Source organism: Tsuneonella sp. HG249, assembly GCF_053819205.1.
This window is the reverse complement of the sequence record NZ_JBSOQY010000001.1, coordinates 1,631,934-1,654,926: the sequence shown is the minus strand read 5'-3', so window position 1 is coordinate 1,654,926 and position 22,993 is coordinate 1,631,934. Positions and strand designations below refer to the sequence as shown.

General features: G+C 64.6%; 21 protein-coding genes and 1 tRNA gene. 9 read left to right on the top strand and 13 right to left on the bottom strand.

The window, feature by feature from the left end:
- Nucleotides 1-5 precede the first annotated feature (5 nt).
- The 5 genes from ACWPM1_RS08350 to hflX all read left to right on the top strand — a co-directional run bounded on the left by ACWPM1_RS08350 (nt 6) and on the right by hflX (nt 7,136).
- Nucleotides 6-1,421, top strand: coding sequence for a sigma-54-dependent transcriptional regulator (locus ACWPM1_RS08350; RefSeq protein WP_455694375.1), 1,416 nt, complete (start codon nt 6-8; stop codon nt 1,419-1,421).
- 58 nt (nt 1,422-1,479) lie between these two features.
- Nucleotides 1,480-3,708 carry a sensor histidine kinase gene (locus tag ACWPM1_RS08345; protein WP_455694374.1) on the top strand — a complete coding sequence of 743 codons (2,229 nt, stop codon included), beginning with the start codon at nt 1,480-1,482 and terminating at the stop codon, nt 3,706-3,708.
- Nucleotides 3,709-3,719: 11 nt separating this feature from the next.
- The gene (gene ntrX / locus ACWPM1_RS08340) at nt 3,720-5,096 is read left to right on the top strand and encodes a nitrogen assimilation response regulator NtrX (protein ID WP_455694373.1); all 1,377 of its coding nucleotides are present in this window, start codon (nt 3,720-3,722) and stop codon (nt 5,094-5,096) included.
- A gap of 163 nt (nt 5,097-5,259) precedes the next feature.
- Nucleotides 5,260-5,820 (top strand): RNA chaperone Hfq, encoded by a 561-nt coding sequence (hfq, locus tag ACWPM1_RS08335; protein WP_455694372.1) that lies wholly within the window; start codon nt 5,260-5,262, stop codon nt 5,818-5,820.
- Between the two features lie 17 nt (nt 5,821-5,837).
- Nucleotides 5,838-7,136, top strand: a complete 1,299-nt coding sequence (gene hflX, locus ACWPM1_RS08330) for a GTPase HflX (protein WP_455694371.1) — start codon at nt 5,838-5,840, stop codon at nt 7,134-7,136.
- On the opposite strand, the gene mazG is transcribed toward hflX, so the two are convergent.
- The 9 genes from mazG to ACWPM1_RS08285 form a co-directional block, all read right to left on the bottom strand.
- Complete coding sequence (gene mazG, locus ACWPM1_RS08325) at nt 7,131-7,904, bottom strand: nucleoside triphosphate pyrophosphohydrolase (protein WP_455694370.1); 774 nt, start codon at nt 7,902-7,904, stop codon at nt 7,131-7,133. The two genes, hflX and mazG, sit on opposite strands and share 6 nt — an antisense overlap.
- Nucleotides 7,905-7,958: 54 nt before the next feature.
- Nucleotides 7,959-8,129: a hypothetical protein gene (locus tag ACWPM1_RS08320; RefSeq protein WP_455694369.1), complete on the bottom strand. Its 171-nt coding sequence runs from the start codon at nt 8,127-8,129 to the stop codon at nt 7,959-7,961.
- Nucleotides 8,126-8,893: an MBL fold metallo-hydrolase gene (locus ACWPM1_RS08315; protein WP_455694368.1), complete on the bottom strand. Its 768-nt coding sequence runs from the start codon at nt 8,891-8,893 to the stop codon at nt 8,126-8,128. Before ACWPM1_RS08315 ends, ACWPM1_RS08320 begins: the two co-directional genes overlap by 4 nt.
- On the bottom strand, nt 8,890-9,666 hold the full coding sequence (locus tag ACWPM1_RS08310) for a TatD family hydrolase (protein ID WP_455694367.1): 777 nt from the start codon (nt 9,664-9,666) through the stop codon (nt 8,890-8,892). The genes ACWPM1_RS08315 and ACWPM1_RS08310 overlap by 4 nt, the downstream gene beginning before the upstream one ends.
- A complete protein-coding gene (gene metG / locus ACWPM1_RS08305) occupies nt 9,663-11,225 on the bottom strand; it encodes a methionine--tRNA ligase (RefSeq protein WP_455694366.1) in 1,563 nt (520 codons plus the stop codon). Before metG ends, ACWPM1_RS08310 begins: the two co-directional genes overlap by 4 nt.
- Entirely contained in the window at nt 11,218-12,180 is a 963-nt protein-coding gene (locus tag ACWPM1_RS08300; RefSeq protein ID WP_455694365.1) for a DNA polymerase III subunit delta', read from the bottom strand. Before ACWPM1_RS08300 ends, metG begins: the two co-directional genes overlap by 8 nt.
- On the bottom strand, nt 12,177-12,815 hold the full coding sequence (gene tmk / locus ACWPM1_RS08295) for a dTMP kinase (RefSeq protein ID WP_455694364.1): 639 nt from the start codon (nt 12,813-12,815) through the stop codon (nt 12,177-12,179). The genes ACWPM1_RS08300 and tmk overlap by 4 nt, the downstream gene beginning before the upstream one ends.
- Nucleotides 12,815-13,975: a D-alanyl-D-alanine carboxypeptidase family protein gene (locus ACWPM1_RS08290; RefSeq protein WP_455694363.1), complete on the bottom strand. Its 1,161-nt coding sequence runs from the start codon at nt 13,973-13,975 to the stop codon at nt 12,815-12,817. Before ACWPM1_RS08290 ends, tmk begins: the two co-directional genes overlap by 1 nt.
- Nucleotides 13,976-14,119: 144 nt before the next feature.
- Nucleotides 14,120-15,139 carry a lytic murein transglycosylase gene (locus tag ACWPM1_RS08285; RefSeq protein WP_455694362.1) on the bottom strand — a complete coding sequence of 340 codons (1,020 nt, stop codon included), beginning with the start codon at nt 15,137-15,139 and terminating at the stop codon, nt 14,120-14,122.
- Nucleotides 15,140-15,227: 88 nt separating this feature from the next.
- On the opposite strand from ACWPM1_RS08285, the gene ACWPM1_RS08280 reads away from it, so the two are divergent.
- From ACWPM1_RS08280 to ACWPM1_RS08270, 3 genes are all read left to right on the top strand, one after another.
- Nucleotides 15,228-15,317, top strand: a tRNA-Ser gene (locus tag ACWPM1_RS08280).
- A 19-nt stretch (nt 15,318-15,336) separates the two neighbouring features.
- Nucleotides 15,337-15,756 carry a 6,7-dimethyl-8-ribityllumazine synthase gene (gene ribH / locus ACWPM1_RS08275; protein ID WP_455694361.1) on the top strand — a complete coding sequence of 140 codons (420 nt, stop codon included), beginning with the start codon at nt 15,337-15,339 and terminating at the stop codon, nt 15,754-15,756.
- Complete coding sequence (locus ACWPM1_RS08270; protein WP_455694360.1) at nt 15,753-16,676, top strand: aldo/keto reductase; 924 nt, start codon at nt 15,753-15,755, stop codon at nt 16,674-16,676. The genes ribH and ACWPM1_RS08270 overlap by 4 nt, the downstream gene beginning before the upstream one ends.
- Here the strand turns inward: ACWPM1_RS08270 and ACWPM1_RS08265 are convergent.
- Together ACWPM1_RS08265 and ACWPM1_RS08260 are read right to left on the bottom strand one after the other, a co-directional pair.
- The gene (locus ACWPM1_RS08265; RefSeq protein ID WP_455694359.1) at nt 16,673-17,746 is read right to left on the bottom strand and encodes a hypothetical protein; all 1,074 of its coding nucleotides are present in this window, start codon (nt 17,744-17,746) and stop codon (nt 16,673-16,675) included. The genes ACWPM1_RS08270 and ACWPM1_RS08265 overlap by 4 nt on opposite strands.
- Nucleotide 17,747: 1 nt before the next feature.
- A complete protein-coding gene (locus tag ACWPM1_RS08260; RefSeq protein WP_455694358.1) occupies nt 17,748-18,824 on the bottom strand; it encodes a phosphotransferase in 1,077 nt (358 codons plus the stop codon).
- Nucleotides 18,825-18,900: 76 nt separating this feature from the next.
- Between ACWPM1_RS08260 and ACWPM1_RS08255 the strand changes: the two genes are divergently transcribed.
- Complete coding sequence (locus ACWPM1_RS08255; protein WP_455694357.1) at nt 18,901-19,212, top strand: hypothetical protein; 312 nt, start codon at nt 18,901-18,903, stop codon at nt 19,210-19,212.
- A gap of 1 nt (nt 19,213) precedes the next feature.
- Here the strand turns inward: ACWPM1_RS08255 and ACWPM1_RS08250 are convergent, their stop codons facing one another.
- The gene (locus ACWPM1_RS08250) at nt 19,214-21,292 is read right to left on the bottom strand and encodes a M13 family metallopeptidase (RefSeq protein ID WP_455694356.1); all 2,079 of its coding nucleotides are present in this window, start codon (nt 21,290-21,292) and stop codon (nt 19,214-19,216) included.
- Between the two features lie 106 nt (nt 21,293-21,398).
- A complete protein-coding gene (locus ACWPM1_RS08245) occupies nt 21,399-22,967 on the bottom strand; it encodes an AbgT family transporter (protein ID WP_455694355.1) in 1,569 nt (522 codons plus the stop codon).
- Between the last annotated feature and the right edge of the window lie 26 nt (nt 22,968-22,993).

Sequence of the window (22,993 nt, the reverse complement as noted above, 5' to 3'; positions counted from 1 at the left end):
CGCACATGGCGGGCCGGATTCTGCTGGTAGAGGACGATGTCGGCATCGCCACGGTGATCGTCACGGCGCTGGAGGACGAAGGTTTCGAGGTCGACCGCGTCGAGGGCATAGCCCAGCGCGACACCAAGCTAGCGGGCGGCGCTTACGCGGTGATGCTGACGGACGTCGTGCTTACCGACGGAGACGGGTTGGCTACCCTCGGCACGGTAACCGAGCGCCATCCGGAACTGCCGGTTATCGTTCTGTCGGCGCAAAACACCCTTGACACGGCAGTGCGTGCGACCGAGCTTTCTGCCTTCGAGTACTTCCCCAAGCCTTTCGACCTTGACGACCTGGTCCGAGCCGTCGTGCAGGCCGCCGGGCCGCGGGGAGGGGGAGGGCAGGCCGCACCCGACGAAAGCGGGGAGGGGCTTCCGCTGGTCGGACGCAGTCGCGCGATGCAGGGGGTCTATCGCATGATCACCCGGGTGCTGCGCAACGACCTCACGGTTCTCATCCTGGGCGAATCCGGAACCGGCAAGGAACTGGTGGCGGAAGCGATCCACCAGCTGGGCCATCGCAAATCCGGTCCGTTCGTTGCCGTCAACGCCGCGGCCATCCCGCACGAACTCATCGAAAGCGAACTGTTCGGACACGAGAAGGGCGCGTTTACCGGCGCGATCGCCCAGGCCATCGGCAAGTTCGAGCAGGCCAATGGCGGCACGCTGTTCCTTGACGAAATCGGTGACATGCCCTTGGAGGCCCAGACGCGGCTGTTGCGCGCGCTGCAGTCCGGCCGGATCCGACGTGTCGGCGGTCGGCAGGAGATTTCGGTCGATGTGCGCATAGTCGCCGCGACCAACCGCGACCTCGCGCCGATGATCGCAGCAGGGTCTTTCCGCGAGGACCTGTTCTATCGGCTTAACGTCGTGCCTATCGAGCTGCCGCCCTTGCGCGAGCGCCGCGACGATATCGCGGCCTTGGCGCGTCATTTCCTCTCGCTGGCGGTGGCCGAAGGACTGCCCAGACGCCGCATCGACGATGACGCCGTTGCTCAACTGGGACAGTATCCTTGGCGGGGCAATGTCCGCGAGCTTCGCAACGCGCTTTACAGGCTGGCCTTGATGGCGCGCGAAGAATCGATCGACGTGGATACTGTCTGCCAAGTCCTGGGGGCGCCCGTCCGGGCCGGGACAAGCGGGGCTAAGTCCGGGTTTGCCGAAGCTCTGGATGCCTGGTTGCGGGTCAATCCGGTGCGCGAAGGGCAGCTTTACGATGACGCGGTCGCCCAGTTCGAGCGACCGTTGCTCGCCCATGCCCTCGCGGAAACCGGCGGCAATCAACTTCGCGCTGCCCGTCTACTCGGTATTAACCGGAACACGCTGCGCAAGCGACTAACGGAGTTGCAGCTCGACCCCGACGACTGCGCACGGCTTCGCTGAAGCGCCTCGCCGAAAAGTCCTTGCATAATTGCAACAGTGCAGTTGTAACCGCGCAACGATGGCGGCTCGGGACATTCTTGCTGCGGCGGCTGCCGCTCCGCGCCGCAGCCCTCGCTGGTGGCGCCGCTTCGTGGTCGCCAGTCGCAAGGCCAATTTCTATCTGATTCTCGAGATCGTGGCAGCGCTTACGTTCGCTGGAATGGTGTGGACGACATGGTATGCCTTCACGAGCACGCCGCCGGATGGCCAATTGCTGCCATCTCGCCAGGTCGCGGGCTTGCTCATTGCGACGCTGTTGCCGGCGATGGCGTTGCTCGTTTTGCTCGGACGGCGGCTCGCTCTTCGCCGAGCAGCGGGCACAACCGCTCGGCTCCACGTTCGGCTTGTGTTCTTCTTTTCGCTGGTTGCGGCAATCCCGACGCTGCTTGTGGCCGCCTTCGCTGCGTTTCTGTTCCAGTCGGGCGTCGATTTCTGGTTCTCCGACAACTCGCGCGGCTTGATGCAAAACGCGAACAACCTCGCCCGCGGGTATTACGAGCAGAACCAACTCCAGGTGGGCCAGCATACCGTCGCGATGGCATCCGACATCGGGTATTACCTCGGTACTTTCAAACTGACCGATCCAGAGTTCGCGGACGTCTACCGGCAGCAAATCCAGGCTCGCGAGCTTAACGAGTCGGGTATTCTCCAGCGCCTTCCAAACGGCTCATTCCGCACGGCGGCGATCGCCAATCTTCAGTCTGACAACAAGCCGGTGTCCTTCGCTGCCGAGGCGCTTGCGGATCTTGAGCAGGGTGAGCCGGCGGTCATTCGCGGCAATTCCACCCGGATCGAGGCACTCGCACCGATCGACCTAGGGGCGGGCATATTCCTTTACACCGCGCGCAACACCGAATCACTTGGTTTTAGCCAATGGCGCAGCGCTCAAGCCGTCGCCAGCGGCTATGACTTGCTGACCAAGCGGACACGCGAATTGCAGCTCCGCTTCAATCTGGCTCTGTTCTTTGTCAGCCTCGCCCTCGTAGGGCTTGCCGTGTGGTTTGCGTTGCGGTTTGCGGACCGGCAGGTGGAACCGCTGACCGAACTGGTCGGTGCCGCCCGCAGGATCGGCACCGGCGACTTCGCGCGAGTCGAGGGGCGCACCGGATCGGACGAGATCGGCATGCTCAACCGTGCCTTCAACCGAATGGCAGGGCAGATCGAACAGCAGACTGCGGCGTTGCTCGGCGCCAACCATCAGTTGGAAGAGCGCCGCGCATTTATCGAGGCGGTAATCGAGTCCATTTCGGCCGGCATCGTCACGATCGACCGCGAAGGTCGCGTGTTGCTGATGAACAGCTCGGCGCAGGAACTTGTACTGGGCGAAAAGGGCCCCGTGCCGGCCGCCGTGCCGCTGGCCGAGATCGCTCCCCAGCTTGCCACGCTCGTCGATGCGCGGTTGTCGAGTGGCATCGTGAACTGGACCAAGGGCGGCGAGCTGCTCACGCTCGCGGTCAAGGTGGCCGACGCGCCCGAGGGGCGGGTGATCACTTTCGAGGACATTACCCGCCAGATCCTCGACCAGCGCCAGGCCGCTTGGTCGGACGTCGCGAGGCGGATCGCGCACGAGATCAAGAACCCGCTTACGCCAATCCAGCTCGCGACCGAGCGGTTGAAGCGCCGTTACCGCAAGCAGATCGCGACCGACGGCGAGCTGTTCGACGAGCTCACCAACACGATCGTGCGGCAGGTCGGCGACCTGCGGAAGATGGTCGACGAGTTCTCCAGCTTCGCCCGCCTGCCGAAGCCCGTATTCCGGACCGAAGACGCCCATGATCTCGTGAAGCAGGCCTTGTTCCTGCAGGAAGTCGCCCACCCCGAGATCAACTTCAAATTGGCCGCCGACGCGGAAGGAGAGATGTCCATCGCCTGCGACCGGCACCAGTTGGGGCAGGCGATGACGAACGTGCTCAAGAACGCGGTCGAGGCCATCGAGGCCCGCACCCGGTCGGCCGAGCCCGACTATCGTGGCCGCATCGGCGTAGCTATGAGCGCCACTCCGGACATGATCGCCATCGCAGTCGACGACAACGGCGTCGGCCTGCCTCAGGATCGCGAACGCATCGTTGAACCGTACGTGACGACCCGAGAGAAGGGCACCGGCCTCGGCCTAGCGATCGTAAACAAGATCGTCGAGGAGCACGGGGGCGATATGAGTTTCGCTGGCACGCCGGGCGGCGGCACGCGAGTGACCTTGCGCTTTGCGCGCGATCCGCTGGCCGAGCGCGGCACGGTGGCAGCGGAATAACTGGAGGATTGATGGCGCTCGATATTCTGATCGTCGACGACGAACGCGACATCCGCGAACTCGTGGCCGGCGTTCTCAGCGACGAAGGTTACGAATGCCGGACCGCGGGGGACAGCACCGCGGCGCTGGCCGCCGTCGATGCGCGGCGGCCGAGCCTCGTCCTGCTCGACGTCTGGCTTCACGGCAGCCCGATGGACGGGCTCGAAGTGCTCGACGAGATCAAGAAGCGCGAGCCGGAGTTGCCGGTGATCATCTTCTCGGGCCACGGCAACATCGACACCGCCGTCAGCGCAGTGAGCCGGGGGGCGATGGACTTCATCGAAAAACCCTTCGAAGCCGAGAAACTGTTGCTGCTCGTCCAACGCGCGACCGAGACCGAGCGCTTGCGGCGCGAGAACACGCGCCTGCGCGAAGGGTTCGCGCGGGGCGAAGAGTTCACCGGCAATTCGGCCGCGATCAACGCGGTGCGCGCCACGCTGAAGCGTGTTGCAAACACGGGCAGCCGGATCCTGATCAGCGGCCCGGCCGGGGCCGGCAAGGAAGTGGCGGCCCGCCTGCTCCATGCCTGGAGCCCCCGTACCGACGGTGCGTTCGTGATCGTCAATTCCGCCCGCATCACGCCCGAGCGGTTCGAACAGGAGCTGTTCGGCGAGGAAGCCGACGGCAAACTGCTCCGTCCGGGATTGCTCGAAATGGCGGACGGCGGGACGCTCTACCTCGACGAGGTGGCCGACATGCCGCTGTCGACGCAGGCCCGCATCCTCCGCGTGCTGACCGAGCAGAGCTTCGTTCGCGTCGGCGGCACCCGCCAGGTGCGGGTGGACGTGCGGGTGGTTTCGTCGACTTCGCGCGACCTTGCCCGCGAAATGGAAGAAAAGCGGTTCCGGGAGGACTTGTTCTACCGGCTCAACGTGGTGCCGATAACGATTCCGTCGCTCGCCGAACGCCGCGACGACATCCCGGCGCTCGCCGAGCATTTCTTCATCCGCTACGCCACCGAGCAGGGGGTCCCGCCACCGACCATCTCGCCCGAAGCCATCGCCGCGCTCCAGGCGTACGACTGGCCCGGAAACGTGCGCCAGCTGCGCAACGTCGTCGAGCGGACGATCATCATGACCCCCCGCGACCGCATCGCCGAGGTCGAGGCGGACATGCTTCCCAGCGAGGTAGCCGGCGGGCGTCTGGGCGGGGGAGGGGGCGTCTCCGCCCTGATGGGTGTGCCGCTTCGCGAAGCACGGGAAAGCTTCGAGCGCGAATACCTGACGATCCAGATACGGCGCTTCTCCGGCAACATCTCGAAAACGGCGAGTTTCATCGGGATGGAGCGCTCGGCGCTGCACCGCAAACTGAAGCTGCTCGGCATGGGAGATCGCAACGGCGAGGAATAGATGCGGGGGCCGCCGGAACGCGGGTGCAGCAAAAGCATTTGCGAAATAAGGCGGACGCCCCATAAAATGGTCGTGACATCCGGTGGGCGGTTTTCGAATCGTGCGCCAGACTGCGGACCGCGAACCTTATGGGGAGTGGCCGCCAACAATGGAGACCGCTCAAGTGTCCACATCACGCACGCTTTCCGCGCGCCCGAAACCCGCCACGGAAGAAGAACCGCGCACCGAGTCGGCCCCCACCTCCGGGGGCAAGCAGCAGAGCCTGCAGGACGCTTTCCTGAACCTTCTCCGCAAGAGCAAGACACCGGTGACGATGTTCCTCGTTAAAGGGGTTAAGCTTCAGGGGATCGTCACCTGGTTCGACAACTTCTCGATCCTCCTGCGTCGCGACGGCCAGTCCCAGCTCGTCTACAAGCACGCGGTTTCGACTATCATGCCGACCAGCCCGATCGACGCGGCCCAGTTCGGCAGCCAGGGCTCGAACGCTAAGCAGCGTCTCCTGCAGGATGTGTTCCTCAGTCGGGTCCGCGAGGCGGAGGTGCAGGTGACGATGTTCCTCGTCAACGGGGTGATGCTGCAGGGCAAGATCGCCGCGTATGACCTATTCTGCATGCTGCTCGAGCGGGAAGGCTATGTCCAGCTGGCCTACAAGCACGCCGTGTCGACGATCCAGCCCGCGACCGCGGTCGATTTGAGCGACGAATTCGAAGGCGATAGCGACTGAGCTTCGATGACGACCTGATGGGCGAAGTCTCGCGCGGCGCGCGGGCTCTCGTCGTGTGCCCGGATGTGCGGGGCCGCCACCACGACCTCGAACCCGAAGCGCGGCTGGAGGAGGCGAAGGGGCTCGCCCTCGCGATCGGGATCGAGGTGGTTGAAGCGTTTGTTCTGTCGGTCCGTCAGGTCAAGCCGGGGACCCTGTTCGGTGCGGGCCAGGTCGAGAACATCGCCACCGCCTGCGAACAGAGCGAAGCCGAACTGGTCATCGTCGACGGTGCTCTGAGCGCCATCCAGCAGCGTAATCTCGAAGACAAGCTCAAGCGCAAGGTCATCGATCGGACGGGGCTGATCCTCGAGATCTTCGGCGAGCGCGCCGCCACCGCCGAGGGCCGACTTCAGGTCGAACTGGCGCATCTCGACTACCAGCAGAGCCGTCTGGTCCGATCGTGGACCCACCTTGAGCGCCAGCGCGGCGGCTTCGGCTTCCTCGGCGGGCCCGGTGAGACCCAGATCGAGGCCGACCGCCGCATGATTCGCCAGCGGATGGGCCGCTTGCGCAAGGAGCTGGAAGGCGTCCGCAAGACCCGCACGCTACACCGCGAGCGGCGGGGAAGGGCGCCCTGGCCCGTCATCGCGCTGGTCGGCTACACAAACGCGGGAAAATCGACGCTTTTCAATCGGTTGACCGGCTCCGAAGTGATGGCCGAGGACCTGCTGTTTGCAACGCTTGACCCCACGATGCGGGCAATCGCGCTGCCTGGCGTCGAAAAGGCCATACTGTCGGACACGGTGGGCTTCATTTCCGACCTTCCCACGCAGCTCGTCGCGGCGTTCCGCGCGACGCTGGAGGAGGTGACCGGTGCCGACCTGATCCTGCATGTCCGCGATATCGCCAGCCCGTCGAGTCAGGCGCAGAAGACACAAGTGCTTGAGGTGCTCGGTGATCTGGGAGTGACCCAGGGCGAAGCGGGCGAGGGGATCCCGATCATCGAGGTGTGGAACAAGCTCGACCTCCTACCTCAGGAAGAAGCTGACAGCATCCGCCACGCGGCCGAAGCGGATGACATGACGATCGCGATCTCGGCCGTCACCGGCGAAGGCGTCGAGGAAATGGTCGCCCGGCTCGGCTCGCAGCTCACCAAGGGCGCGCGCGTCCACCAATTCGTTTTGCCCGCGAGCGCCGGGCGACAGATCGCCTGGCTCCACGCGCATGGCGAAGTCCTCGACGACAGCGATGCGGGGGCGGGGGCCGATGGGCCCGTGCGGCGCCTTACGGTGCGGCTCGCCTCAAAGGAACTGGGTCGGTTCGAAAGCCTATGAGCGCTCGCTGGCCTTGACGGCCTGCCAGAGCGACTCCTGCTCGTCGAGCGATCGCTCTGCGAAGTCCCCACTGGCCAGTTCCTCCATCGCCCGGAAACGGCGTTCGAACTTGGCGTTTGCCGCGCGTAAGGCATCTTCTGGCGCGATCCCGTAAGCGCGGACGAGGTTTGCGGCGGCGAACAACAGGTCCCCGGCTTCCTCAAACCGCCCTTCGTCATCGCTTTCCGCCAGTTCCCGGGCTTCCTCCGCCAGCTTGCCGGCGGGCCCCACGGGATCGGGCCAGTCGAAGCCGACCCGGGCCGCCCGCTTCTGCAGCTTGTCGGCCCGCATTAGTGCAGGCAGCGCGACCGCCACGCCATCAAGCGCGCTCCGGGCGCCCTTCTCGGCACGTTCGGCGGCCTTGAGCGCTTCCCAGCGCGCGTCGCGGCTTTCTCCGGGTAGCTTGGCCCGCAACTCCTCTGAGCCAAAGACGTGCGGATGGCGTGCCTCGAGCTTGTCGGCGATTGAGCGCGCTACGTCGTTGAACTCGAACTGGCCGGCTTCTTCCGCGATGCGCGCCTGGAACACGACTTGGAACAGGAGGTCGCCGAGTTCGTCACGAATGTCGGCAATGTCGCCGCGCGCGACGGCGTCGGCCACTTCGTACGCTTCCTCGATAGTATGCGGGACGATCGTCTCGAACCGTTGCGCACAATCCCATTCGCATCCGATTTGCGGATCGCGGAGGGTGGCCATTATCTGGAGGAGGCGGGTAAGCTGATCCGACATCTTGGGACGATAATATATATTATGTTAAATGAAGTGTAAGGCGAGAGGGGGAGATCATCCCATCACCATGGAGAACACGAGAAACACTGCGGCGAATATTCCGCCCCACACCAGCGCCATGCGAATGCTCTCCTTCCAGCCGAGACGAAACGACGCCACGGCGCTTCCGGCCAGGATCAGCCAGGCGAACAGCGCGATCAGTTGGACGGCGCTACCGTCGCTCATAAGTGCACCTGCAGACCGTCGTAACCGACCAGGACTCTGGCCGGAACTTCACCCGAAAGCGTCACATAGTCCATGCTCTTGTCGAGATGCGTGAGGACCGCGCGCTTGGCGCCGGAGCGCCTCACCAGATCGAGCGACATCTCCAAGTGCGCGTGCGTCGGGTGCGGTCGGCGGCGAAGACAGTCGACGACAAGCAGGTCGACGCCGCAGAACAGCGAGACCATCGCGGGCACAATTTCACTGAAGTCCGTCGCGTAACCAATTGATTTGCCATCAGCATCGAACTTGTAGGCGGTCGATTGGGCAGGACCGTGCGGCATCTGGCACTTGTCGATGCCGAACCCGGCGAAAATGCGCAGCTTTTCCAGCGTATTGAGCTCGCAAATCGTTGGATAGCCGTGCTCGCCCGCGAAGACGTAGCTGAAGCGAGCGCGCAACCGGCGTGCGGTCTCATCGGCCGCGAAGCCAGGCAGCGGCCCCGAGCGATCGTAACGCATGACCCGCAGGTCATCGATGCCGTGGCAGTGGTCCGCATGGTCGTGCGTCCAGAACACGCCATCCACTTTGTCGATGCGGTTGGCGAGCAATTGGTGGCGCAAGTCCGGCGAGGTATCGACCAGCAGCCGCTTGCCGGCGCTGCTTTCGACGATGATCGACACCCGGGTGCGGCGGTTTTTCGGCTCGGCCGGATCGCAATCGCCCCAGTCTTCGCCGATCCTCGGCACCCCGGTCGAGGTGCCCGCGCCCAGCATAATCAGCTTCACGCGGCTTTCCTGAACAATCCGAAGAAGTTGCGCGAGGTTGTTTCCGCGAGTTCCTCAAGAGTTTCGCCGCGCAGATCGGCCACGAACGCGGCCGTGTCACGCACGAAGGCCGGCTCGCACGGGCGCCCGCGGTGCGGAACGGGGGCAAGGAACGGGCTGTCGGTCTCGACCAACAGCCGATCGGCGGGCAACTCTACCGCGACAGCCTGCAGCTCCTTGGCGTTCTTGAATGTGACGATGCCCGACAACGAAATCGTCAGGCCCAGGTCGAGCACCCTGCGCGCGAAGTCTGCGGAGGCGGTGAAGCAATGGATCAGGGCCGGAAACGTCCCCTGCTCCATTTCCTCCGCCAGAATGGACGCCGTATCGTCCTCCGCGTCCCGCGTGTGGATGATGATGGGCAGCCCGGTCTCACGCGCGACGCCGATGTGCATGCGGAACAGGTCGCGCTGCACCGCCCGGTCGGATTTGTCGTAATAGTAGTCGAGGCCGCTTTCGCCGATGGCGATGACCTTGGGATGCGTGGTGGCGTCGAGCAAGGCTTCGCGGCCAAGGTCGGCATGGCCGTCCGCTTCATGGGGGTGAATGCCGACGCTGGCCCACACATCGGGTTCGCGCTCGGCGGTGCCAATCACCTTATTCCACTCGCTCAAGCGGGTGGAGATGTTGAGCATTCCCGTCACTCCGGCCGCCCTCGCCCGCGCTAGGACGCCGGCACGGTCTTGGGCGACGCCCTCGTACTCGAGGTGGCAGTGGCTATCGATCAACCTCACGCCGCATCCTCGGCGGGCAGCTCCAGGCGCGGGAACACGCCGACGGGCTGCGCCAGCCGGAAGTCCGATGTTGCCAGCCGCTCGAACCAGCCGGCGTCGTTCAACGCAGCGTAGTCGCGCTCCCCCGTAGCGATGCCCATCTGGTCGAGCAAGCGGTCAGCCGACGTCGGCACCACCGGGCGAATGGAGATCGCCAGGTCTCGCACCGCCGTGAATAGCGTGAGAAGCACCGCCCGCATACGCTCGGGATCGCTCTTGCGCAGTGCCCACGGCGCTTGCTCATCGACATACTGGTTGCAAGCGAACACCGCGCGCATCCACGCTTCGATACCAGCCGAGAAGTCCAATGCATCGAATGCCGCGGGCAGATCGCCTTTTGCAGCGCTCGATACGGCCGAATGAAGCGCTTCATCGACATCGTTCGGCGCGAATGGTGTCAGCTTTCCATCGAGATTCTTGAAGATCATCGACAGCACGCGCTGCGCCAGGTTGCCGAAGCTGTTCGCCAGCTCGGCGTTGCACCGGGTAACGATCGCCTCGGCGGAAAAGCCGCCGTCCTTGCCGAACGGTACCTCCGCGAGGAGGAAGTAGCGCAACTGGTCCACGCCAAACTGCTCGGCAAGTTCTATCGGATCGACGACGTTGCCTAGGGACTTCGACATCTTCTCGCCGCGGTGAAGCAGGAACCCGTGCCCGAACACCGCCTTCGGCGGCGGCAGCCCGGCGCTCTTGAGAAAGGCCGGCCAGTAGACGGCGTGAAAACGAACGATGTCCTTGCCGATCAGATGCAGGTCGGCCGGCCAGAAGCGTGCGAATTCTCCGTCGCGGTCGGGAAAGCCAATGCCGGTGAGATAGGTCGTCAGCGCATCGACCCATACGTACATCACATGGCCGGGGCTGCCGGGCACCGGCACCCCCCAGTCGAAGCTGGTCCGCGATACGGACAGGTCGCGTAGATCCTGTCCCTTGAGGAACGACAGTACTTCATTGCGCCGGCTCTCGGGCTCGAGGAAACCCGGACTCTCGTTCAATTCGATCAGATAATCGCGGTACTTGGAAAGCCGGAAGAACCAGCTTTCCTCGACGTTCCATTCGACAGGCGTTCCCTGGGGGGAAATTTTTTGACCGCCCTCGCCCTTGATCAGCTCGCTTTCGTCGTAGAACGCCTCATCACGGATCGAATACCAGCCTTCGTAGCGATCGAGATAAAGGTCGCCACTGGCGGCCATGCTTTCCCAGATGGCCCGGCTCGCCGCGTGGTGCTGCTCTTCTGTCGTTCTGCGAAATGCGCTATAATCGATATGAAGAGCCTCACACATATCACGGAAATAGTTGGACATTTCCGTGGCAAACTCGTGCGTGTCGCGGCCTGCCTCACGCGCCGTCTTATCCATCTTAAGGCCGTGCTCATCTGTCCCGGTGACCAGCCGCACGTCGAAACCCAGCGCGCGTTTGTGGCGCGCGATCACGTCGGCCGCGATCGCTTCGTAGGCATGACCGATATGGGGCCGGCCGTTGGGATAACTGATCGCGGTCGTGAGGTAATAGGGTTCAGACATCGGCGAGGCTGCTAGCGGCGGCAGCCGAGGCGAGCAACCCGCCGATCTGCATCACCAGCAACCCGGGATCGAAGTTATGCGTCGGCGACTGCGCTGCTAGCCGCACCAGATCGGCGTGCGCATCGACCAATGCAGGGAGCGCGTGCCCCGGTGCCCGGTCCGCCATGCGCGCCAGCGTCGCCCGCGACAGATCGAGCACTGCGGCGACCCGCGCCCGGTCCGGCCGGGCGCCGATCTCGGCGGCCAGTTCCCCGCGCAAAGTAAAATCCGGATCACCGTTCGATACGATCTGCTGCATCAGCTGATCGACCGGCCCCAAGTCCTGCGCGATGAACTCGAACGCCGCGCCGGGCGAACCGGCCGCCGCGGCGATTGCCGCAGCCCGCGCGCCGGCGTCGGTATCCGGCGCTTCTGCGGCGAGGATGCGCCCGATCGCGGCGTCGTCCAGCGTCGGAAAGCGCAGCGTGCGGCAACGCGAGCGTATCGTCGGCAGCAGACGAGCTGGCCGATGCGCGACAAGCAGGAAGAATGTGCCGACCGGCGGTTCTTCGAGGCTCTTGAGCAGCGCGTTCGACGAGCCGGTTTCCATGTCGTCGGCGGGATCGATGATCACGGCGCGGCGCGACCCCAAGGTCGGCCGTGTCGTCAGCCGCCGCTGCATCTCGCGAATCTGCGAGATCTTGATATTGCGCGCAAGTTCGAAGTCTTTCCCCTCTTCCCGCTTCTTTTCCTCCTTATCGTCCTTCGGCAGGTGGGTCAGCACGATGATGTCGGGATGTTGGCCGGCAGGCTGCGGTACTCCCGCTTCTGTGACGAGTTCGCGCGCGGCCGCCATGGCGAAGCTCATCTTTCCGAGCCCCTTCTTGCCCGCCAGCAGCCAGGCGTGGTGCATGCGCGCGCCGCTCAGGCCTTCGCGCCATTCGCGCCAAGCGTCCTCGTGTCCCACCAGGGTCATTCGACGGCGTCCAGCAGTGGCGTGATCGCACGCCACACCGCTTGGTGGACTTGGTCCGGTGTTCCCGCGCTCGAAATCGTCGCGAAGCCGATGGCATCGCGCGCAGCGATAGTCGCGAAGCTGTCTTCGACCGCTCGGTGATAGGCACCGTCGCGCCCCCCTATCGCGTCGGCAGCATCGCCGTCGCGTGCCCGGGTCCGCGCGGCGGCGGTTGCGGCGTTCACAGTCAGCAGTATCGTCAGGTCGGGCCGCAATCCGCCACTGCCGATATCGTGGAGTGCAAGCACCGTGTCGTCTCCCACCCCGCCAGCGCCACCTTGATAGGCCCTGCTCGAGTCGACGAAGCGATCGCTCACGACCCATGTTCCGGAATCGAGCGCAGGCCGAATGAGCCGGGCCACATGGTCCGCTCGAGCGGCGGCGAAGAGAAGGGCTTCGGCTTGCGGACCCCACCCCTCGCCCGGTGGGTCGAGCAGCAGCCGGCGGATGGCCTCGGCCCCAGCGGTGCCACCTGGCTCTCTCGTCAATACGGCCGATATGCCTCGCGCTCGCAACGCGTCGGCGAGCAATCGAGACTGGGTGGACTTCCCGCAGCCCTCCCCCCCTTCGAATGCGACAAACCGCCCTCGATCCATCAAAATATACCCACGATGCCGTTGACCAGCCGCTGAAGTACGTTCGCCTCCGGAACGGCCTCGGCCGCGTGGAGAGGTACGCGTGATGGCTTGAGGCCGTCGACCGCGATTTCGAGCTCCGCCACTTGCTCGCCGAACTTGACCGGAGCGCGAAGAGGCCCGTCGTAATGAACCGTCAGCTTCACGGCCCCAGTCTGTCCTAGTGGGAGATCGTAGCCCACCGGCCGCGCAGCCACGAGACCCACGCTCCGCGAAGCGCCTCCTTGGACCCGCGCCTCTCCCACTACGGCATCCTTGGAGAACAACTGGTGGCCCTGAAACGCTTGGAAGCCCCATTCGAGGAACTCGCGCGAGGACTGCTTTTGCACCCGCGATGTGGGCGCGCCGGCGATGATCATGACCAGCCGCCGCCCGTCGCGTTCGGCACTACCAAGGAATCCGTAGCCGGCCTGGTTGGTGAAACCGGTCTTGATGCCGTCAGCACCCTCGACAATCCCCGTCACGGGGTCGTGATTGCGCTGCTCGAAGCCGTTGAACTTGAGCCGCTTGTGGCCGAAGTATCGCGCGTAAAGGTCCGGGTGGCGGGTGAGCATGGCATCGGCCAGCGTGGCGAGATCGCGCGCAGTGGTGAAGGTCCGCCCGTCGTCCATCCAACCGTTCGGCGTCCCGAAGTGGCTGTCGCGCATCCCGATGCGGCGCGCTGCCTGATTCATCTGGTCGACCCACTTCGGCAGCGAACCGGCCAGCCCTTCACCGAGGACGGCCGCCCCATCATTTGCCGAAACGGTGGTCACCCCGTGGAGAAGAGCATCGATGCTGACCCGCTGCCCGAGCGCGAGAAACATGGTCGAGCCCACGCTATGCCAGTCGGTCCAGGCCTTTTCGCTCACCATCAGCAACTGGTCTGGCGACACCTTGCCTGCGTCGATCATCTCGAATGCGGTGAATACCGTCATGACCTTGGTGATGGAGGCAGGCATGAAGCGCCGGTCGGGCTCGCGGGAGTAGAGAGTTTGGCCCGACGAAAGATCGACGAGTAGCGCGATGGGGACCTCGGGAGGAGGCGCGGCTGCCTCGATCGGCACCTGCTCCGCACCACCGGCCGCACTGGTCAGGCAAACGACCGCGCTGGCCGACACCATCTTGGCAAAAGTACTCAACTGCGCTCCAGACGCCAGGCGGAAACTGGCGATTTATCCTGCGATACAGACTCGCCGGCCGCTATAACCGGCACGCTTCACCTTGGCGAGCGCGGTACGGCACCCAACCGCGACCGCGGGCAGCTGCCGCAGAATTCGTCCGGCTCAGCGGGCGATCTCGTCGGCCAGTAGTCCCACGCTCATCGCGTAGTAGTTCGAGCAATTGTATTCGAGGATGACCCTGTAGTTCGCCGTCAGGAGCCACGCGCGGGTGCCCGGCCCGTCCGGTTGGAACAACGAGGCGGTGACGGTATCGTCAAGGTAGACCTGCGGCTGTACCCCTAGCGCCCGCCATTCTCCCACGCTCATCCAGCGACTGTGGCGGCCGTGAACCTGATTGCATACCGGCGCGTTCATCGTCGAGCGAAGCGCAGCCCAGTCGAGGCCGGCGGGAACATAGGCCTGCACACCCCACGGTTGCCCCCTCCGCCAGCCCGCGTCGCGAAAGTAGTTGGCGATCGAGGCGAGCGTGTCGGTACGGTTGGTCCAGATGTTGCGGCGGCCGTCGCCATCACCGTCCTGTGCCAGGCGGAGGTAGATACTCGGCAGGAACTGGGGGTACCCGAATGCGCCCGCCCAGCTTCCCTTGAGGGTCGAGCGCTCGACCCCCAGGTCTGCGATCTTCAGCAGGTCGACGAACTCAGTCGCGAAAAGCTCGCGCCGCCGGCCTTCCCAGGCGAGAGTAGCCAGGCTGCGGGCAAGATCGAAATCGCCGGTATAGCTGCCGTAATTGGTCTCGTGTCCCCAGATCGCCACGAGCATTTTGGCAGGGACGCCATAGCGCGCCTCCAGTTGGGTCGCGAGTGGGCCGAGCGCCTGGTAGTTGCGCCGCCCGCCGCTTATTCGCGCCGGATCGACGTGCTGGTCGAGGTAGCGCTGCAGGGGCGAGAAACTGCCGCTGCTCGAAGGCGTGCCCGGTTGGCTGCGGTCGAGCTGGATCACCCGTTGGTTGGGCGTGAGGTCGTATGTCATCCGCTGGATCGTCGCCTCGCTGACTCCTTCTGCGCGGGCCCTGGCGATGAGAACCTGGAGGTAACTGTCGAACGACATTTCCTGCGCCGTTGACGGTACGGCAGTGCAGGCGACGGCAAACGAAGAGAGAATTGCAAGCAGTGTCAGGCGCATGGGGCTTTGTCGCATAGCCCTGACAACGGCGCAAACCGCAAAGGGTTCGTGACAAGCGCAATCTGTCTCGCTAGCCGCTCGGTTGATCGGACAGGTGGCCGAGTGGTTTAAGGCAGCGGTCTTGAAAACCGCCGTGGGTGCAAGCTCACCGTGGGTTCGAATCCCACCCTGTCCGCCACTCATCGAAGGAGAGCCCAGTGGCCCGTTTCCTCATCGTCGAGGCGCGCTTTTACGATCATCTGAACGATATGCTTGTCGCCGGCGCCCGCGCGGAGCTTGAGCGAAGCGGCCATAGCTATGAGCTCATGACGGTGCCCGGGGCGCTCGAGATACCGGGCGCGATAGCGATGGCTTCGGAAAGTGATCGCTATGACGGGTTCGTCGCCATCGGCGTCGTCATCCGCGGTGAAACCTACCACTTCGAGATCGTCGCCGGGGAGAGTGCGCGCGGCGTGATGGCCCTGACGATGGACGGCGTCCCCGTCGGCAACGGCATCTTGACGGTGGAGAACGAAGCGCAGGCGATCGCCCGCGCGGACCCGGCGCAGAGCAACAAGGGCGGCGAAGCGGCCATGGCGGCGATGGCGCTCCTCAACGTGCGGCAGCAGTTCGCATGAGCCACGACTTCATCGCCGGTCTCCCGCTGGTGCTCGGCGGGAACGTGTTTGGTTGGACGTCCAAGGACGACGAGGCGCTTGCGGTGCTCGACGCGTTCTATGAGGCCGGCGGGCGGATGATCGATACTGCCGACGTCTACTCGGTGTGGGTCCCCGGTCACAAGGGCGGGGAATCGGAGGCTGTGATCGGGCGCTGGATGGAGAGCCGTGTGGTGCGCGACGACATGCGCATCCATACCAAAACCGGCATGCTCGGGGGGCCAGAACTCTATGAGCCGGCGCGGGTGCTGCGATCGCTCGATGGATCGCTGGAGCGGCTGCGCACCGACCGGGTCGACTTGTATTACGCGCACAAGGACTACCCCGAACTCGACATCGCGCAGATCGTCGATGCGTTCGACGGCCCGGTACGTGCTGACAAGGCGCGCGCTATCGGCGCTTCGAACTTCGACGCTACGCGGCTTGGCCAGGCGCTCAATGAAGCCTCGGCAAGCGGCAAGGCGCGGTTCGCGGCCTTGCAGAACGGTTACAACCTCGTTTCCCGCGCGGCTTACGGCGAAGACCTGCAGCAGCTCGTCACCAAGGCGGGCCTTGTCATGCTGCCGTTTTTCGGGCTCGCCTCGGGTTACCTTACAGGGAAGTACCGGAGCGAGGAGGATTTCGCCAATTCGAGCCGGGGCAGCCGAGCCAAGCACTTGGCAGGCGAGAACGGCCCGCAAGTGCTAGCGGTGCTGGACGCGGTTGCCAGCGAGACCGGCGCAGGCCTTGCCGCCATTGCCCTTGCCTGGCTCGTTCGCCAGCCGGGGATACCGGCCCCCATCGCCAGCGCTCGAACCGTCGAACAGCTACACGAGCTTCTTGAGTTCACCCGGGTCGACCTCAGCGATGATCACCTCGCCCGGCTGACCGCCGCCATCTAAGCCGGATCGGCCAGGCCCCTGAGGCCGAGTGGATCGTAGGGCCCGATTGCCAACTGCTCGAACGCGCCGACCCCGCTCTCGCCTGACGGCCCGGTGACCCGGCAGATCATCTGCACGTGCAGGTTGTCCGGCCGTGTCGGATCGACGGCTGCCAAGTCGATATCTTCGCGTTCGACTTCCAGCGTTCCATGGTCGAGGCCATGGTTCCATTTCGGCGAGGTGTAGCCAAGGCCGCGCATCTGGAACCGGCCAAGCGGCTCGAAGGCGAAGGTTTCCTCTCCCACGGTGAGCTTGCCGCCCGAGGGCCAGCGCGTGCCCGATGTCGGCGCGGCGTTCATCGACGCATGCTCGAATTCGGCGAACGCTTCCGGCCCGTTGCCGTCCGGCGCGACCACCGCGCGGCTGTTCCAAGGCGTGCCATCCTGGTGTGCGTTGAGGTGGAAGAACAGGCTACGGCTTGGGAGGTTGACCGGAGTCCATTGCCAGAAGAACTGGCGAATGCCGCCGCCCGCTGCCTGCGAATCCGAAGCCCCGACCGGACGCACGCCCCAACTGCGATCGCGCGTGCCGGCGGTCCCGCTGGCGAGCGCCTCACGCTTGCCGTCGACTTCAATCCATCCTTCATAGTGCCCGTTCTGTGTGAGGCGGGTGTAGTCCATCAGGGTCCGCGGGCCGACACGCCAGGTAAAGCGGGGTTCTTCGATGGGGAACGCCCGCCCGGTGAATGTCAGGTCGGCCGAGACCCCTTCCCCCTCAACGATCACTCTCAGCTTTTGCAGCGGCTCGAGGATCTCGATGCGAATGGGACCGCAGGTCAGGTCCATCCGCTCCATGCCCAGCCTGCGACTCGCGTGCAGACAGTGCTGAGTCCCATCGCGGGTCACGCAGAAATGCGCGTCGGCAACGTCGAGGTGCGGATAGACGCCGAATGCGACAGCAAAGAAGCCGCTACCGTCCGGCGCATAGCCGTTGAAGAAGTATCGATCGTAGAAGTTGCGATCTGTGCCGGCGTACGCGACCGGCTCGGCGGTTTGGTGCAGCGGATAATCGTCGCCTTTGCTCAGCGCCATGTCAGGCCCTTCCGGTCAACAAGCCGATGGAATCGTGCTCGAGCGCCAGCGCGCAGGCGCCACGGGCCATCGAGAGGAAATTGGCGTCGCCTCGTACCGTTCGCTCGACGAATGCCGCGCTGAACACTGCGGTCGAAACCCCGTGCAAGGCGCCGAGGCGATAGTCGTCCCAGACGGCTTCGCGTTCGAGCGCCACGCCCCGCCAGCTCATCTCGGCCATGTACAGGTCGAGCAACTCGGTCTCGGCCTCACGGCGGAGCGCGTCGCCGATCCCGCAACCCAGGAAATAGCCGATATCGACGAGGCCGTTTCCGACCGCGACCGTCTGCCAGTCGAGCACGGCGATCGGCTCCGCCCCGCCACCGATGTCGAAAAGCATGTTATCGAGCCGGAAGTCGCCGTGGATCAGGCAGCGGTCACTACTGGCGCGACCGAACCAGTGCGCGCTGGCCTCGTTGAGATCTGCGCACACGCGCATCAAGTCGGGCTCGAGCGTGTCGGCGTAGCGTTCGGCGAACAGGGCATGGGCCTGGGGGTAAAGCGCCTTCACCTGTGCGAGCGATTCCGGGCGCATGTGAAGCCACGGGAGATCGACGATCGATGCGTCGTTCCAGCTTGGCGCGTGTATCGCCGCGGCCTGCGCAATCGCCTGCCTCGCGTCCTCCAAAGAGCAACTGGCCAGTTGATTGCCTTGTCGGCAGGGCCCGAGATCCTCGAACAGCAGCATGAACGCCGCGCCACTTTCATCGACCTCCGCGAAGTAATTGCGCGGAACCCGGACATCGAGCCTCGGAGCGATATCCCGATAGAATCCGACTTCCTTGGCGTAGAGGCCGAAGGCTGCGGCGGTTCCGCGGCTGGTGGGGTCCGCGGCAGGAAATTTTCCAGCGAGTGTGCGCGGCCCGTCCCCTCCCCGATACGTCAGCGTGAAGCGGACGCTGTCGCCCACTTGCCCGGTTCCGATCGGATCCCATTCGATCGAGACGACGGTGCCATTATCCAGCGCGGAGCGTGATCGAAGGCAATTAGTTAGCCAGTCGGGCGTCACATCGTCGGGATGCGTCGGAAATGCGTTCACGCCTTCTCCCCAGTCGTGGCCGGAACGCTAACCGCGCCAGCGGCTTATGACAATCGAGCTTAGCAAGGGGGTTTCGATGAACGGACCGCTGGAATGGATCGCGGCGATCGGCACGATGGTCGCTGCCGGTTTGATAGCGGCCGACCTCGGCCGAAAGGTCACCGGCTGGGGCTTCGTGCTTTTCTGCGCGGTCGCGGTGACCTGGATAGTTTCGGGCCTGACAAGCGGCGCAGTCCCGATCGCCGCGATGAACGGCGTGCTGCTGCTGATCAACGCCTACGGCGTGTGGCAATACCTCCTTAGCCCGAAGAACAAGAAGGTGATGGACCGCCTCGCCCCAGTGGCCGAAAAAATTGAACGCGAGGTCGAGGCGGAAGAACAGGCGTGAGCTACCAGACCGACACGCGTTCTTCGGGCGCCAGGTAGAGCTTGTCGTCCTCTTTCACCCCGAAGGCGTCGTACCACGCCTGCATGTTGCGAACCGTCAGCGCGCGGTACTGGCCGGGGGCGTGGCTACCGGTGGCAATCCGCTGGCGCATCGCTTCTTCGCGCATCTTGCTCGCCCATGCCTGCGCATACGCGATGAAGAACCGCTGGTCGCCGGTGAACCCGTCGATCACCGGCGCTTCCTTTCCGCCAAGCGAGGCGCGGTAGGCGTCGTAGGCCGCCTGCAGGCCGGCCAGGTCGGAGATGTTCTCGCCCAGCGTCAGACGACCGTTCAAGTTGAGCCCGGGGTAGGGTTCGTAAGAATCGTACTGCTTGGCGAGGGCGTTCCCCGCCTCCTCGAACTTCGCGGTGTCTGCCGGGGTCCACCAGTTGCGCATGGCGCCAGTGGAATCGAACTCGGCGCCCTGGTCGTCGAAGCTGTGGCTGATCTCGTGGCCGATGACCGCCCCGATCGCGCCGTAATTGAACGCGGGATCGGCCTTGGCATCGTAGAAGGGGGGCTGGAGGATCGCCGCCGGGAAGTTGAGCGAGTTCTGCACCGGCAGGTTGACCGCGTTGACGAGCTGCGCGTTCATCCACCACTCGTTCTTGTCAAGCGGCTTGCCGACCTTCGCGAGCTGGCTGGCATAGCGTGCCTTCTCGGCTGCGACCACGGCGGCATAGGGGTCGCCTGTCGGCACCGTCAGGCCGGAATAGTCGGTCCAGGTGTCGGGGTAGCCGACGCCCACGGCCATCGTCTTGACCTTCTCCTTGGCCTCGGCCTTGGTCTCGGGCGCCATCCAGTCGAGCGCGTCGATGCGCCTGGCGAAGGCGCCTTTGATGTTGTCGACCATGCCCTGGATCGCGGCCTTGTTCTGGGCCGGGAAATACTTCTCGACGTAGAGCTTGCCGAGCGCGTCGCCCATGTTGTCGTTGAGCGCATCGATCGCCCGCTTGTCGCGCGGACGCGGCGCCTCCTGGCCCAACAGCTTCTTGCCGTAGAAGGCGAAGTTCAATTGGTCGATCTTGCTCGGCAGGACGTGCGCGTGGCGGTTGATCTGATGAAACGCGAGCCAGTCCTTCCACGCATCGATCGGCTCGGAGCCGACCAGCGCCGAGAGCCCGGTGATTGCTTTGGGGTGGAAGGCGTTGAACTTCTCGCTGCCGACCAGTTGCGCACTCTCGAGGAACGCGGGCCAGTCGATACCCGGTGCCTTGGCGGCCAGGTCCGCCGGGGTCCACAGCTGGCCGGCCTTGGTCCAGTCGTCCCCCTCTGCGCGGGTGGTGTGCGCGCGAGCGATCTTGGTCTCGAGCTCGAAGATGCGTTGCGCTTTCGCCTCCGCATCGGCGATTCCGGCGGCCTCCAACACGTCGGCGATGTAGGCGCGGTAAGCGGTCCGCAGCTCGGCCATCTTGGGATCTGACGAGAGGTAGTATTCACGTTCGGGCATGCCGAGCCCGCCTTGCAGCAGATACGGCACAACCTTGCCGCCGACCAATGCTTGGGTGACGAAGACGCCGAAGAGGCCAGGAGTCTCCATATCGGTCGAATTGAGCGGATCGACGTCGGCGCGCAGTGTGCTGCCGATCGCGGCGGACAACTGCTTCTTGTCGCCGATGGCCGCGAAGCGGGCGAGGTCGGCCTGAACCGGCCTCATCCCCGCGGCGTCGATAGCGGCGGTGTCGGTGTAAGCCTCGTAGAACGTCTTGACCTTGGCGGCGTCGCTGCCTTCCTCCGGCTCGGAGCCGAGGATATCCTTGATCAGCGCTTCCAGATTCTTCTCGGTCTGCTGGTCGGCGACCCAGAATCCGCCGACGTTCGAGCGGTCGGCCGGGATCTCGGTGTTCTTTAGCCAGCTGCCGTTCGCATAGGCGAACCAGTCGTCGCCAGGCTTGGCGGCACTATCCATCCAGTCCTTGCGGATGCCGAGCTCGGAGCCGGTGGCTGCGGCTTCTTCAGTGCCGGGGATGTTGCACGCGACGGGGCCTAGGGTCGCAGTTGCTACGGACAGCATCAGCGCGGCAGACAGACGGGTATTCATGGCAGCGGCACTCCCTGGGTCGGTTACATTGGCAACCATCTAGGGAAGCGCACAAGTTTGCGATACCGGCTTCGTCAGCGGCCAACGGCCTTTCGTCGAAAAACGTTCAAGGGAGCGGCTGCGACGGAAGCGAGTACTGCACCTGGGCGCCGGGGCCCAAGGGCAGGTCGAACGCTACCCAGCCTGCCGTCAGCAGCATGCCCGCGCCGTAGAACGCGATCGCGAACGGGAGGGTCAGCGACAGCAGCGTGCCGAGGTTGATCGTCGGTGCCCAACGGCGGCAGTAGATCAGCGTCAGCGCAAAGTAAGGATTGAGCGGTGAGATGAGATTGGTGACGGTGTCGCCAACTCGATAGGCGGCCGTAGTCATTTCGGGCGAGATGTCGAGGAGCATGAGCATCGGTACCACTACCGGCGCCATCGCGGTCCACTTTGCCGAGCCCGATGCGATCAGGAAGTCGAGCCATGCTGATGCCGTCGTCAGGATCGGCAGCATCAGCCATGGCGGTGCGCCCAATTCGCGCAACTGGGCCGCCCCGGCAATTGCGGTGATCGGGCCGAGGTTCGACCAGCCGAACATCGCCACGAAATGTGCGGCAAAGAACACCAGCACCAGGTAGGGTAGCATCGGTCCAAGACCGGAGGCCATCATTCCGACGACGTCTCGGTGGGATCGAATAGTGCCGGCCGCCTTTCCGTAGGCCCACCCGGTGGAGAGGAACAGCAGGAACAGAATTCCGGCGATAGAGCCGAAGAACGGGCGCATTGGCTGGCCCGCCTGGGCCGTATGGTCGTACAGCGGGGCATATGCCGGGAAGACCATGAGTGCCATGACCACGGCTCCGATCCCGGTCGCCGTCAACCCCGCAGCGGCCAACCCGCGCTTCTCCTCCCGCGTGAGTCCTCCGCCGGTCGGCTGCAATCCCGTCTGAAATTCCCAGGCTGGCAGGCGGGGCCCAACGACTTTGACCGCAACGATCCAGCCGAACCCAACGTTGGCCGCGGCAATCGCTAGCTGGAACCACCAGTTGCCCAGCGGATTCATCGTCCAGTTCGGCAAAAGGACTTGTGCGCCAGCTTCGGTGATACCGAAGATCAGGACGTCGTACTGCCCGGGGATGAGATTGCCGGCCAGTCCGGTGCAGCAGCCGGCGAAGCCGAGTACGATGCCGAGCAGCGGGTTGCGTCCGGCGTTGGCGAACAGCAGCCCAGCCAGCGGAATGAAGATCAGGAAGCTCGCGTCGGACGCGTGCGTAGCAAGCATCCCCATCAGGATCACGGCGGGACTTAGGAGTCGATCGGGCATGCCCCCCATGGCGCTCCGCAGCAGCGCGGAGAAGAGTCCGGATTGCTCCGCGACCCCGGCGCCCAGGATCAGCACGAGCACCAGCCCCAACGGGGCAAAGCCCGTGTATGTGCGCGGCATCTCGGAAAGGAATTGCCGGACCAGGTCTTGCGACAGCAGGCTTTTAACCGCGAGCGTCTCCCCGGTAACCGGGTGAATGGACGACCACCCGACGGCCGCACCTGACACCGAGACTGCCACCAGCAGGCCGATCATCAGCACGAAGATCGCAACGGGATCGGGCAGCTTATTGCCGAGCTGCTCGACGGCATCGAGAAAGCGGACGTCCCAGCGACGCGGCGCGCCGCCCGGCAAAGACACCGTTGCCATGCAATTCCCCCGGCGCCCCGGAGGAA

What these genes read in the sequence shown, in the direction of transcription:
- ACWPM1_RS08320 (WP_455694369.1), bottom strand. Translation starts at nt 8,129, where the DNA reads ATGAGCGACGGTAGCGCCGTCCAACTGATCGCGCTGTTCGCCTGGCTG.
- ACWPM1_RS08245 (WP_455694355.1), bottom strand. Translation starts at nt 22,967, where the DNA reads ATGGCAACGGTGTCTTTGCCGGGCGGCGCGCCGCGTCGCTGGGACGTC.
- metG (WP_455694366.1), bottom strand. Translation starts at nt 11,225, where the DNA reads ATGTCTGAACCCTATTACCTCACGACCGCGATCAGTTATCCCAACGGC.
- ACWPM1_RS08270 (WP_455694360.1), top strand. Translation starts at nt 15,753, where the DNA reads ATGAGCCACGACTTCATCGCCGGTCTCCCGCTGGTGCTCGGCGGGAAC.
- ACWPM1_RS08350 (WP_455694375.1), top strand. Translation starts at nt 6, where the DNA reads ATGGCGGGCCGGATTCTGCTGGTAGAGGACGATGTCGGCATCGCCACG.
- ACWPM1_RS08300 (WP_455694365.1), bottom strand. Translation starts at nt 12,180, where the DNA reads ATGACCCTGGTGGGACACGAGGACGCTTGGCGCGAATGGCGCGAAGGC.
- ACWPM1_RS08345 (WP_455694374.1), top strand. Translation starts at nt 1,480, where the DNA reads ATGGCGGCTCGGGACATTCTTGCTGCGGCGGCTGCCGCTCCGCGCCGC.
- ACWPM1_RS08255 (WP_455694357.1), top strand. Translation starts at nt 18,901, where the DNA reads ATGAACGGACCGCTGGAATGGATCGCGGCGATCGGCACGATGGTCGCT.
- ACWPM1_RS08265 (WP_455694359.1), bottom strand. Translation starts at nt 17,746, where the DNA reads ATGGCGCTGAGCAAAGGCGACGATTATCCGCTGCACCAAACCGCCGAG.
- ACWPM1_RS08250 (WP_455694356.1), bottom strand. Translation starts at nt 21,292, where the DNA reads ATGAATACCCGTCTGTCTGCCGCGCTGATGCTGTCCGTAGCAACTGCG.
- hflX (WP_455694371.1), top strand. Translation starts at nt 5,838, where the DNA reads ATGGGCGAAGTCTCGCGCGGCGCGCGGGCTCTCGTCGTGTGCCCGGAT.
- ACWPM1_RS08285 (WP_455694362.1), bottom strand. Translation starts at nt 15,139, where the DNA reads ATGCGCCTGACACTGCTTGCAATTCTCTCTTCGTTTGCCGTCGCCTGC.
- mazG (WP_455694370.1), bottom strand. Translation starts at nt 7,904, where the DNA reads ATGTCGGATCAGCTTACCCGCCTCCTCCAGATAATGGCCACCCTCCGC.
- ntrX (WP_455694373.1), top strand. Translation starts at nt 3,720, where the DNA reads ATGGCGCTCGATATTCTGATCGTCGACGACGAACGCGACATCCGCGAA.
- tmk (WP_455694364.1), bottom strand. Translation starts at nt 12,815, where the DNA reads ATGGATCGAGGGCGGTTTGTCGCATTCGAAGGGGGGGAGGGCTGCGGG.